The following is a 13,271-nucleotide window of genomic DNA, read 5'->3' as shown; positions in this document are numbered from 1 at the left end:
TTCGGACCAGCCCGCGCCGTCTGCGGCGGCGGCGAAGGACTTGCAGCGGCCGTCGGGTGCCAGCCCACGCTGCCGGCTGAACTCCACGAACACCGTTGGCGTCGCCATCACGGTCACACCGCCGGCCAGCGCCAGCGAGCACTCGCCCTGGCGCAACGCCTGAGCCGCGAGATGCAACGCGACCAGCGACGACGAGCACGCCGTGTCGACGGTGACGGCCGGGCCTTCGAGACCGAACGTGTACGCCAGCCGGCCAGAGGCCACGCTCGGGGCGCTGCCCGTCGCGAGGTACCCCTCGAACCCGTTCGGCGCCTCGTGCAGCCGGCCCGCGTAGTCGTCGTACATGACACCGGTGAAGACGCCGGTGAGGCTGCCGCGCAGCGCGGTGGGGTCGATGCCTGCGCGTTCGACGGCCTCCCACGCGGTTTCGAGCAGCAGCCGCTGCTGCGGGTCGATCGCGAGCGCTTCGCGGGGGCTGATGCCGAAGAAGGCTGGGTCGAAGTGGTCGGCGTCGTGCAGGAAGCCGCCTTCACGCGCGTAGGTCTTGCCGGCCTGAGCCGGGTCGGGGTCGTACAGCCGCTCGACGTCCCAGCCGCGCCCGGACGGGAACGGCGTGATCGCGTCCGTCGCGCTGGCCACGAGCCGCCAGAGGTCGTCGGGTGAGCGCACGTCGCCGGGGTACCGGCACGCCATGCCCACGATGGCGATCGGCTCGTCGGCGGCGACGGCCGTCGCCGTGCGGGCCGGTGCGGCCGGGGCGTCCAGCAGCTCGGCGTACAGGTGAGTGGCCAGCGCCGACGGGCTCGGGTGGTCGAACACGAGCGTGGCGGGCAGGCGCAGCCCCGTGGTCGTGTTGAGTCGGTTGCGCAGCTCGACGGCGGTGAGCGAGTCGAAACCCAGCTCCTGGAACGCCTTCGCGGCCTCGACCGCCTCCGGTCCGGCGTACCCGAGCACCCCTGCCACGTCCCGCCGCACCAGGTCGAGCAGCGCCCGCTGAGCGTCGGCCGCGGCGAGCCCGGTCAGGCGGCGCCGCAGGTCGCCGCCGCCGGTGGTACGCCGGGCCGGCGCGCGTACCAGGCCGCGCAGGAGCGCGGGCGGGGCACCGCCGGCGGCTACGGCGTTCAGGTCGAGCCGGGCGGTGACGAGCGCGGGACGGTCGAGGCCGAGCGCCGCGTCGAGCAGGGCGAGTCCTTCGTCCGCGCTCAACGGGACCAGCCCGTTGCGGGTCAGCCGCGCCCGATCGGTGTCGTCGAGGTGTCCGGTCATGCCGCTGTTGTCGGCCCAGAGTCCCCAGGCGAGTGAGGTGGCTGGGAGTCCGAGGGTGTGGCGGTGGTGTGCGAGGGCGTCGAGGTAGGCGTTGGCGGCGGCGTAGTTGCCTTGTCCGGGTGTGCCGAGGGTGCCGGCTGCGGAGGAGTAGAGGATGAACGCTTTCAGGTCCAGATCGCGGGTGAGCTCGTGTAGGTGCCGCGCGGTGTCCACTTTGGGGGTGAAGACCGTGTCGATCTGCGACGGGGTCATGGAGTCGATGACCGCGTCGTCGAGGACGCCGGCGGTGTGGATGATGGCGGTGAGGTCTGGGATGGAGTTGATGAGTTTGGTGAGTGCGTCGCGGTTGCTGGTGTCGCAGGCGACGATGTCGATGCCGGGTCGGGCTAGTTGGTCGGCTCCTGGTGCGTTGGGTCCTTGGCGGGAGGCGAGTACGAGACGGTCGGCTTGGATGTGGTGGGCGAGGATGGTTCCGAGGGTGCCGGTGCCGCCGGTGATGAGGACTGTCCCGTCGAGGGTCGGCTTGTCGCCGCCGTTGTCGGTGACGCGGGTCAGGCGTGGTGCGTGGGCCTTGCCGTCGCGGATGGTGAGTTCTGGTTCGGCGGCGTTGAACGGGATCGCCTCGTATGGACGGTCGAGGTCGATGATGGTGATGCGGTTGGGGTGTTCGGTTTGTGCTGAGCGGATGAGTCCGCGGGCTGCTGCTCCGGCGAGGGTGTTGTGGGTGGTGAACACGAGAGGGCCAGGGTGTTCCTGGATCTGGGCCAGGACGTGTTTGGTGGCCTCGGCCGGGTCGTCGCCGGTCACGTCGACCACGACCGCGTCGGCCGGGAGCGTGTCGTCGGCGGTGACCGGCACCCACTCCACTTCGAACAGTGCGTTGTGGTGCGCCGCCGACGCCATGGGCCGCAACCGCAGCGACTCGACGGCCGCGACCGGCTCGCCGTCGCCGTTCGCCACCAGCAGGCGCGCGGTGGTCGGCCCGGTGGGAGTGAGGCGTACCCGGAGCGTGGCGCCGGCGGGCGCGGCGTATCGGGTCACCTCGCCCCAGGAGAAGGGCAGCTGGAGCCGGCCGGTGGTCCCGCTCGCCACGAGCGGGTGCAGCGCCGCGTCCAGCAGGGCCGGGTGGATCCCGTACCCGTTGGCGTCGGCCACCTCCACCTCGGCGTAGACGTCGGCACCGTACCGCCACACCGCCTGCACGCCCTGGAACACCGGCCCGTAGTGGTACCCGCTGGCGTGCAGCCCGTCGTACAGCGTCGCGATGTCGTCGGCGACCGCCCCGGCCGGCGGCCACTGCCGCAGCGACCCCGGGGTGGTGGCGCCGTCGTGAGCCGCGAGCGTGCCGGTGGCGTGCCGCGTCCAGGGCGCGTCGCCGCCCGCGGGCCGGGCGTGCACGGCCACGGTCCGGGTGCCGGCCTCGTCGGCCGGTCCAGCGGACACCTGTACGTCGACGGCACCGTCCGCGAGGACCAGTGGCGCGTGCAGGGTCAGCTCGTCGACGCGGTCACAGCCGGTGTGCGCGCCCGCGTAGAGCGCCAGCTCCAGGAATGCCGTGCCGGGCAGCAGGACGGTGCCGAGCACGGCGTGGTCGGCCAGCCACGCATGGGTGGCGAGTGAGAGGCGACCGGTGAACAGGTACCCGTCGCCGCCGGCCAGATCCACAGCGGCGCCCAGGAGCGGGTGCGTGGTCGGGGTCTGGCCGAGGCTGGTGGCGTCTCCGGTGGAGGCGGGTGCGTCCAGCCAGTACCGCTCGTGCTGGAAGGGGTAGGTGGGTAGGTCGATGATGCGTCCACTGACGACGGTGGTCCAGTCGACACCGGCACCCAGAACATGGGCCTCGGCGAGTGAGGTGAGGAACCGGTTGTGGCCCTCGTCGCGGCGTAGGGTGCCGATGGCTGTGGTGTCTACGGCGGATACGAGTACTGGGTGGGGGCTGCATTCGATGAACAGTTCGTGTCCGTCGGTGCGGAGTGTCTCGATGACCGGGTGGAGTTGGACGGTGTGGCGCAGGTTGCGGTACCAGTAGTCGGCGTCCAGTGAGGTGGTGTCGATCAGGCCACCGGTGAGCGTGGAGTGGAACGGGATCGTCGAGGGGCGCGGTGAGATGCCGGCCAGCGCCGATAGCAGGTCGTCGCGGATGGACTCGACGTGCGGGCTGTGCGACGCGTAGTCGACAGCGATCTTGCGGGCCCGAACTCCACGGTCTTCACAGGACGCCACGTAGGCGTCGAGCAGGGCGGCGTCGCCGGCGACCACCGTGGAGGCGGGTCCGTTGATGGCTGCGACGTGCAGTCCGTCGGGCAGCGTCAGGGAGTCGGCGGGTGCTGTGATGGAGGCCATGCCGCCGCCGGGTGGCAGTGCGGTGATGGCTTTGGCGCGTAGGGCCACGACACGGGCTGCGTCTTCTAGAGACAACGCGCCGGCGACATAGGCGGCGGCGATTTCGCCTTGGGAGTGGCCGATGACGGCGTCGGGGCGCACGCCGTGGTGCTGCCACAGCGTGGCGAGTGACGTCATGACCGCGAAGAGGGCGGGTTGGACGATGTCGACCCGGTCTAGTGGGCCGCGCAGCTCGGTGAGCAGGTCGAGATGGGGTGCGAGGGCGTCGGCGCACTGCCGCATGTGGTCGGCGAACACCGGCGAGGCGTCCATCAGGTCCAGGGCCATGCCGGTCCACTGCGAGCCCTGCCCGGGGAACAGGAACACCGTCCCGCCCGCGCCCGCAAGGCCCCGGACCACCGTCGGGTCGGACTCGCCCGCGGCGAGCGCCTCAAGTCCGGCGGTACCGGCACCGATGACCACGGCCCGGTGGTCGAAGGTCGTGCGGGTGGTGGCGAGGGAGTAGGCGACGTCGGCCAGGTCGGTGTCCGGCCCGATGGCAGCGACGAGCTCGGCGGCCCGGTCCCGTAGGGCCGCCTCGCTCTTCGCCGAGATCACCAGCGGTGCCGGACCGGCCGGTGCGGACGGTGGCGTCGCCGCCGCGGGTGCCTCTTCCAGTAAGAGGTGCGCGTTGGTGCCGCTGATACCAAACGACGAGACTGCGGCGCGGCGAGGCCGCCCGTTGGGCTCCCACGCCTGCGGCGACGACAGCAGCGACACGGCACCCGAGTCCCAGTCGACGTGCGGTGACGGCTGGTCGACGTGCAGGGTCCGGGGAAGCTGGCCGTTGCGTAGGGCCATGACCATCTTGATGACGCCGGCGACGCCTGCCGCTGCTTGGGCGTGGCCGATGTTGGATTTGATGGAGCCGAGCCATAGCGGACGGTCGGTGGGCCGGTCCTGGCCGTAGGTGGCCAGCAGGGCCTGTGCCTCGATCGGGTCGCCGAGGGTGGTGCCGGTGCCATGAGCCTCGACGGCGTCGACGTCGGCGGGGGACAGGCCGGCGTTCGCCAGTGCCTGGCGGATCACGCGCTGTTGGGATGGGCCGTTGGGGGCGGTCAAGCCGTTGCTGGCGCCGTCCTGGTTGACTGCTGAGCCTTTGATGACTGCCAGGACGCGGTGGCCGTTGCGTTCGGCGTCGGACAGGCGTTCGAGTAGGAGCAGTCCGGCGCCTTCGGACCAGCCCGCGCCGTCTGCGGCGGCGGCGAAGGACTTGCAGCGGCCGTCGGGTGCCAGGCCGCGCTGGCGGCTGAACTCCACGAAGAGGCTCGGGGTCGCCATCACCGTGACGCCGCCGGCCAGCGCCAGCGTGCATTCACCCTGGCGGAGCGCCTGCGCGGCCATGTGGAGCGCGACCAGCGACGACGAGCACGCCGTGTCGACGGTGACGGCCGGCCCTTCGAGCCCGAACGTGTAGGCGATGCGGCCGGACGCGACGCTCGGCGCGCTGCCGGTGACGAGGTATCCCTCCAGTTCGGACGGGCTGTGCTGCAACCTGGTCCCGTAGTCGTCGTACATGACGCCCGCGAAGACGCCGGTGAGGCTGCCGCGCAGCGCCGTCGGGTCGATGCCGGCGCGCTCGACGGCCTCCCACGCGGTTTCGAGCAACAGCCGCTGCTGCGGGTCGATCGCGAGCGCTTCGCGGGGGCTGATGCCGAAGAAGGCGGGGTCGAAGTGGTCGGCGTCGTGCAGGAACCCGCCCTCCCGCGCGTAGGTCTTGCCCATCCGCGAGGGGTCCGGGTCGTAGAGCCGCTCCACGTCCCACCCGCGTCCGGACGGGAAGCCGGTGATCGCGTCCTCGCCCCGGGCGACGAGGTCCCACAGCAGCTCCGGCGACCGGGCACCGCCCGGGTACCGGCAGGCCATGCCCACGATGGCGATCGGCTCGTCGGCCGCGGCGACGGTCGTGACCGAGCGGGTGGCGGTGGGCGCGTGCAGCAGCTCGGCGCGCAGGTGGGCGGCGAGCGTGGCGGGGCTCGGGTGGTCGAAGACGAGGGTGGCCGACAGGCGCAGGCCCGTGGCGGCGTTGAGGCGGTTGCGCAGCTCGACGGCGGTGAGCGAGTCGAAGCCGAGGTCGCGGAACGCCAGCTCCGCGTCGACGGCGGCGGTGGAGTCGTGGCCCAGCACGGCGGCGGTGTGGGTGCGGACCAGGTCGAGCAGCAGCTTGCGCCCCTCGGCCTCGTCGAGCGCGGCCACGCGCTGTGCCAGACCGCCGCTGGCGGTGCGCCGTTCGGGTACCCGCACGAGGCCGCGCAGCAGGGGCGGCGGGTCGCCGAGGCCAGACAGGTCGAGCTTGGCCGGTACCAGGGCGGGCTGGCCGAGGCTGAGCGCGGCGTCGAGCAGGGCCAGGCCGTCGCCGGCGGGAAGTGGGGCGAGTCCGTTGCGTGCGAGCCGGCTGCGGTCAGTCTGGTCGAGGTGGTCGGTCATGCCGCTGGCGTCGGCCCAGAGTCCCCAGGCGAGTGAGGTGGCTGGGAGTCCGAGGGTGTGGCGGTGGTGTGCGAGGGCGTCGAGGTAGGCGTTGGCGGCGGCGTAGTTGCCTTGTCCGGGTGTGCCGAGGGTGCCGGCTGCGGAGGAGTAGAGGATGAACGCTTTCAGGTCCAGATCGCGGGTGAGCTCGTGTAGGTGCCGCGCGGTGTCCACTTTGGGGGTGAAGACCGTGTCGATCTGCGACGGGGTCATGGAGTCGATGACCGCGTCGTCGAGGACGCCGGCGGTGTGGATGACGGCGGTGAGGTCTGGGATGGAGTTGATGAGGGCGGTGAGGGCGTCGCGGTTGCTGGTGTCGCAGGCGACGATGTCGACGCCGGGCCCGGCAAGCTCGGCGGCGCCGGGAGCGTCCGGTCCCCGGCGGGACGCGAGCACCAGATGCCGGACGCCGTACTCGGCCTGGAGGTGGCGTGCCACGAGGGCGCCCAGGCCGCCGGTGCCGCCCGTGATGAGGACCGTGCCGTCCAGGGTGGGCCGGTCGCCGGCGGGCTCCGTGACGCGCACGAGCCGCGGCGCGTACGCCTGGCCATCGCAGATCGTCAGCTCTGGTTCGGTGACGCTGAACGGGATCGCCTCATGTGGACGGTCGAGGTCAACCACACTGATCCGGCCGGGATTCTCGGTCTGTGCCGAGCGGATCAGGCCGCGAGCCGCCGCGCCCGCCAGGTCCGCGGCGCCGCGGGTGGTGAACACCAGCGGCGGCTCCGTGTGCTCCTGGAGCGCCGCCAGGACCTGCTTGGTGGCCTCGGCCGGGTCGTCGCCGGTCACGTCTACGACGACCGCGTCCGCGGGGAGCATGTCGTCGGCGGTGACCGGCACCCAGTCGACGCGGAACAGCGAGTTGTGGTGGGCAGCGGTCGCCATCGGGCGCAGGGTGAGCGCGTCGACCGTCGCGACCGGTTGGCCGTCGCCGTCCGCGACGAGGATGCGCGCGGTCGCGTCGCCGGTGCGGGTCAGGCGTACCCGGACGGCGGTGACCGGGGCGTGCGGATACACCGTCACGCCCGACCACGAGAACGGCAGCTCCAGCCGGTCGCCCAGCAGCGGGTGCAGCGCCGCGTCCAGCAGCGCCGGGTGGATCCCGAACCCGCCCGCGTCGGCCACCTCGACCTCTGCGTACACGTCGGAGGCGGTGGTCCAGGCGGCCCGGAGCCCCTGGAACGCCGGCCCGTACTCGAACCCGGTGAGTGCCAGCGCCGGATACAGCGCGTCCACGTCGATCGGGGTGGCGCCGGCCGGTGGCCACGCGCCGAGCGGCGCTGGCGGAGCCTGGCCGGTGGCGGCACTGACGGTACCGCTGGCGTGGCGGGTCCATTCGGCGTCGGTCTCGCCATCCGCCGGTCGGGAGTGGATGGTGACCGTCTGCCGGTCGCTGACCGTGAGGCGCAGCTCGACGGCGCCGCGCTCGGGCACGACCAGCGGGGCTTCGAGGGTCAGCTCGTCCACCCGGCCGCCGGCGTGCAGGGCCAGGTCGAGCAGCGCGGTGCCGGGCAGCAGGACGGTGCCCTGGACGGCGTGGTCCGCCAGCCACGGGTAGGTGGCCAGCGACAGCCGGGCCGTGTAGACGGTGGCGTCGCTGTCAGCGAGCGTGACGGCGGCGCCGAGCAGTGGGTGGCCGGAAGGGGCCTGGCCCAGAGTGGACGGGTCACCGGTGCCGGTCGGGGTGTCCAGCCAGTACCGCTCGCGCTGGAACGGGTAGGTGGGCAGGTCGACGACGCGTCCACGCACGACGGTGGTCCAGTCGACGGGTGCGCCGTGGCAGTGCGCCTCGGCGAGCGAGGCGAGGAACCTGTCGTGCCCTTCGTCCCGGCGCAGGGTGCCGATGGCGGTGGCGTCGAGCGCGGAGACCAGTACTGGGTGTGGGCTGCACTCGACGAACAGCCGGTGCCCGTCATTGTCGAGGGCCTCGACGGCGGAGTGGAGTTGGACGGTGTGGCGCAGGTTTCGATACCAGTAGTCGGCGTCGAGCGACGTGGTGTCGAGCAGACCGCCGGTGAGCGTGGAGTAGAACGGGATCGTGGCCGCCCGCGGGGTGATGCCGGCGAGGGCGGACAGGATTTCGTCTTGGATCGCCTCCACGTGCGGGCTGTGCGAGGCGTAGTCGACAGCGATCTTGCGGGCCCGGACCCCCCGAGCCTCGCAGGAGGCGACGAGGGCTTCGAGCACGTCGGCGTCGCCGGCGACCACAGTGGATGTCGGGCCGTTGATGGCGGCGATGTGTATGCCGTCGGGCAGTGTCAGCTCGGAGGCGGGTGCGGTGATGGAGGCCATGCCGCCGCCGGGCGGCAGTGCTGTGATGGCCCTGGCGCGTAATGCGACGATGCGGGCGGCGTCTTCCAGGGACAGCGCTCCGGCGACGTAGGCGGCGGCGATTTCGCCCTGGGAGTGGCCGACGACCGCGTCCGGCCGTACGCCGTGGTGCCGCCACAGCGTGGCGAGCGAAGTCATCACCGCGAAGAGAGCTGGCTGGACGACGTCGACCCGATCGAGTGGACCCCGCAGGGCGTCGAACAGGTCCAGGTGTGGTGCCAGGGCGTCGGCGCACTGCCGCATGTGGTCGGCGAAGACGGGGGAGGAGTCCATCAGGTCGAGCGCCATGCCGGTCCACTGCGAACCCTGGCCGGGGAAGACGAAAACCGTCCGGCCGGCGGCGGCGACGCCCTGGACCACGTCGGACGTCGGCGAACCAGCCGCGAGCGCCGCCAGACCGGACGGGTGGGCGCCGAGCACGACCGCCCGGTGGTCAAAGACAGTCCGCGTCGTCGCGAGCGAGTACGCGACGTCGGCGAGGTCGGTGTCGGGGTCGACGGCGGCCGCGAGGCGGGCGGCCTGCTCCCGCAGGGCCGTCTCGGACCTGGCCGACAGGACCAGCGGCGCAGGACCGGCCGGCTCGGAGGTCCGCGGTGCCTGGGACGCCGGCGCCTCTTCGAGGATCAGGTGGGCGTTCGTGCCGCTGATACCGAACGACGACACACCCGCCCGGCGCGGCCGGCCGTCAACCTCCCACGGCCGCGCCGACGTCAGCAGCGACACCGCGCCCGCCGACCAGTCCACGTGCGGCGACGCCTCGTCGACATGCAGCGTCGGCGGCAGCGTCTCGTGCCGCAGGGCCATCACCATCTTGATGACGCCGCCGACACCGGCGGCCGCCTGAGTGTGCGCGATGTTCGACTTCAGCGACCCCAGCCACAGTGGACGGTCAGCCGCCCGCTCCTGGCCGTACGTCGCGATGATGGCCTGCGCCTCGATCGGGTCACCGAGCGTGGTGCCGGTGCCGTGCGCCTCGACGGCGTCCACCTCGGCGGGCGCCAGGCGGGCGTTGGCCAGCGCCTGGCGGATCACCCGCTCCTGGGAGAGCCCGTTGGGGGCGGTCAGCCCGTTGCTGGCGCCGTCCTGGTTGACCGCCGAGCCGCGGATGACCGCCAGCACCGGGTGCCCGTTGCGGCGCGCGTCGGAGAGCCGCTCCAGCAGCAGCATGCCGGCGCCCTCGGCCCAGCCGGTGCCGTCGGCGGCGGCCGCGAACGCCCGGCACCGGCCGTCCGGCGACAGCCCGCGCTGCCGGCTGAACTCCAGGAAGATGCCCGGCGTCGCCATGACGGCCGCGCCACCGGCGAGTGCGAGTGAGCACTCGCCCTGCCGCAGCGCCTGGGCGGCCAGGTGCAGCGCGACCAGCGACGACGAGCAGGCGGTGTCGACGGTGACAGCCGGGCCTTCGAGCCCCAGCGTGTACGCGATCCGGCCGGACGCCACGCTGGTGGTGCTGCCGGTGAGCAGGTACCCCTCGAAGCCGTCCAGGGCCTCGTGCAGCCGCGGCCCGTAGTCCTGGGCCATCGCGCCGACGAACACGCCGGCCCGGCTCCCGGCCAGTGAGCGCGGGTCGATGCCGCCGCGTTCGAGCGCCTCCCAGGCGGTCTCCAGCAACAGCCGCTGCTGCGGGTCCATGGCGGCCGCCTCGCGAGGGCTGATGCCGAAGAACGCCGCGTCGAAGCGGTCCGCGTCGTGCAGGAAGCCGCCGTGCCGCGTGTACGTCCGGCCGCCCTTGCCCGGCTCGGGGTCGTAGAGGGCGTCCACGTCCCAGCCCCGGCCGGTGGGGAACGTCGACACCGCGTCCACCCCGTCGGCGACCAGCCGCCACAGGTCTTCGGGCGTGTGCGCGTCGCCGGGGTACCGGCAGGCCATGCCGACGATGGCGATCGGCTCGTCGCTACCCACCGAGATGGTGGCCGGCAGGGCGGATGCTGAATCGCCCGCCAGCTCGTCGCGCAGGTGCTGGGCGAGCGCGGCCGGGGTGGCGTAGTTGAAAAGGACGGTGGACGACAGCGGCAGGCCGGTGGCGGTGGCGAGCCGGTTGCGCAGGTCGACGGCCAGCACAGAGTCGAACCCGAGCGCCTTGAACGCGCGGTCGACGTCGACGGCGTCGGGCGTGACGTGGCCGAGCACGATGGCGACGTGTGTGCGCACCAGCTCCAGCAGGTCAGCCTGGTCGACCACCGGGGCAGCCGGTGCGATCGCCAGCGCGGGAGCGCCGTCCAACCAGTACCGCTGGCGCTGGAACGGGTAGGTGGGCAGCGGCACACGGCGGCCGGTGGTGACGGTGGTCCAGTCGACGGTGGCGCCGAGCGTGTATGCCTCGGCGAGCGAGGCGATGAACCGGTCGTGCCCTTCGTCCCGGCGCAGCGTGCCGATCGCGGTCGCGTCCATCGTGGAGACCAGCACCGGGTGCGGGCTGCACTCGATGAACAGCCGGTGCCCGTCTTCCTTGAGAGCCTCGACCGCGTCGTGGAGTTGGACGGTGTGGCGCAGGTTGCGGTACCAGTAGTCGGCGTCGAGCGCGGTGGTGTCCAGCAGCCCGCCGGTGAGCGTGGAGTAGAACGGGATCTCGGAGGGGCGTGGCGTGATGTCCGCCAGCGTCGTGAGCAGGTCGTCCTGGATCGTCGAGACGTGCGGGCTGTGCGAGGCGTAGTCGACGGCGATCTTCCGGGCCCGTACCCCACTGGCCTCATAGGAGGCCACGAAGGCGTCGAGCAGGGTGGCGTCGCCCGCTACCACCGTGGATGATGGGCCGTTGATGGCGGCGATGTGTATGCCGTCGGGCAGTGTCAGCTCGGAGGCGGGTGCGGTGATGGAGGCCATGCCGCCGCCGGGCGGCAGTGCTGTGATGGCCCTGGCGCGTAATGCGACGATGCGGGCGGCGTCTTCCAGGGACAGCGCTCCGGCGACGTAGGCGGCGGCGATTTCGCCCTGGGAGTGGCCGACGACCGCGTCCGGCCGTACGCCGTGGTGCCGCCACAGCGTGGCGAGCGAAGTCATCACCGCGAAGAGAGCTGGCTGGACGACGTCGACCCGATCGAGTGGACCCCGCAGGGCGTCGAACAGGTCCAGGTGTGGTGCCAGGGCGTCGGCGCACTGCCGCATGTGGTCGGCGAAGACGGGGGAGGAGTCCATCAGGTCGAGCGCCATGCCGGTCCACTGCGAACCCTGGCCGGGGAAGACGAAAACCGTCCGGCCCTCGGTCGCGGTGCCCTGTACCAGGTCGGCGGCCGGCATGCCGGCGGCGAGCGCCGCGAGGCCCGACGCGTGCGAACCGAGCAGGACCGCGCGGTGGTCGAACGCCGTCCGGGTGGTCGCGAGCGAGTACCCCACGTCGTGCGGGTCGGCCTCGCCGGCGTACGGCAGCAACCGCGCCGCCTGCTCCCGCAACGCCGCAGCCGACCGGGCGGAGAGTGGCCACACCACCGGCCCGGCGCCCGATCCGGCGGCCAGCTCGGCCGGACCCGAAGGCTCGATCGCGGTCAGCACCATGTGGCAGTTCGTGCCGCCCATGCCGAACGAGCTGACTCCGGCGACGAGGGGCCCTTCCCCGGCGGGCCAGGGCTGGAGCGCGTCGGCGACCCGCAGGTTGAGCGTGTCGAGCGGGATGTTCGGGTGCGGCGTGGCGTAGTTGAGGCTCGGCGGGATCTGGCGGTGCCACAGGCTCAGTACCGTCTTGAGAAGCCCGGTGATGCCGGCCGCACCCTCCAGGTGGCCGACGTTGGTCTTCGCGGAGCCGACCAGCAACGGCGATCCGGCCGGGCGGGCGGCGCCCAGCGCCGTGCCGAGCGCGGCCGCCTCGATGGGATCGCCGACCCGGGTGCCGGTGCCGTGCAGCTCGACGTACCGGACCTGCGCCGGATCGAGACCCGCCGCCCGGTACGCCTCCCGCAGCACTGCTTCCTGCGCACGTCCATTGGGGACGGTGAGCGCTTCGCTGGCGCCGTCGTTGTTGACGGCACTGCCGGCGATGACACAGTAGACCCGGTCGCCGTCGGCCAGCGCCGCGCGCAGCGGCTTGAGCACGATGGTGCCGCCACCCTCGCCACGCACGTAACCGTTGGCGCGGGCGTCGAACGTGTAGCACCGGCCGTCGGGAGACAGGCCGCCGAAGTTGGCCTCGCTGATGGCGCTCTCCGGCACCAGGTTGAGGTTGACGCCGCCGGCGAGCGCCAGGGTGCTCTCGCCGCGGCGCAGGCTCGTGATGGCCATGTGCACGGCGACGAGCGATGAGGACTGCGCCGAGTCGACGGCGAGGCTCGGCCCGTGCAGCCCGAGGGTGTACGAAACGCGGTTGGCGATGATGCTGCGGTGCAGGCCGGTGACCGTGTGCGGGGTGATGGCGCCGGCGCCGAGCCGGTGCAGCAGGGTGGCGTAGTCGTCCCAGATCGCACCGACGAACACGCCAGTGCGGCTGCCGTTCAGGGTGCCGGGGCGGATGCCGGCATCTTCGAGCGCCTCCCAGCTCAGCTCCAGCATCAGCCGCTGCTGCGGGTCCATGGCGGTGGCCTCGCGCGGCGAGATGCCGAAGAACTCCGGGTCGAAGGCGTCGACGTGGTCGAGGAAGCCGCCGTGCCGGATGTCGGGCTGGGCGAGGGCCTCGGCGTCCCAGCGGTCGGCCGGCGTCTCGGTGATGCCGCTCGTGCCGTCGCGCAGCAGACGCCAGAAGGCGTCCGGGTCGGGCGCCTGCGGCAGCCGGCAGGCGAGGCCCACGACCGCGATCGAGTCGTCGAGATTGGTCATCGCGTGGAGGTCTCCCTAAACGCTGGGTAGGCGCCACCGACGGCACCGCCACGAACAGCGTCGCCCGGCCGGCTAACGACCGA

General features: G+C 72.6%; 1 protein-coding gene. It reads right to left on the bottom strand.

What is annotated here, in order from left to right; genetic code table 11:
- Positions 1-13,188, bottom strand: a 13,188-nt coding sequence (locus V6V89_RS14145; RefSeq protein WP_334619547.1) for an SDR family NAD(P)-dependent oxidoreductase, incomplete at its 3' end; no start/stop codon positions are given.
- Positions 13,189-13,271 lie beyond the last annotated feature (83 nt).

It is taken from the genome of Micromonospora sp. CPCC 206061 (assembly GCF_036906915.1).
GTDB lineage: Bacteria > Actinomycetota > Actinomycetes > Mycobacteriales > Micromonosporaceae > Phytohabitans.
The sequence above is the reverse complement of the archived record's forward strand: the minus strand, read 5'-3'. Positions and strand labels throughout refer to the sequence as shown.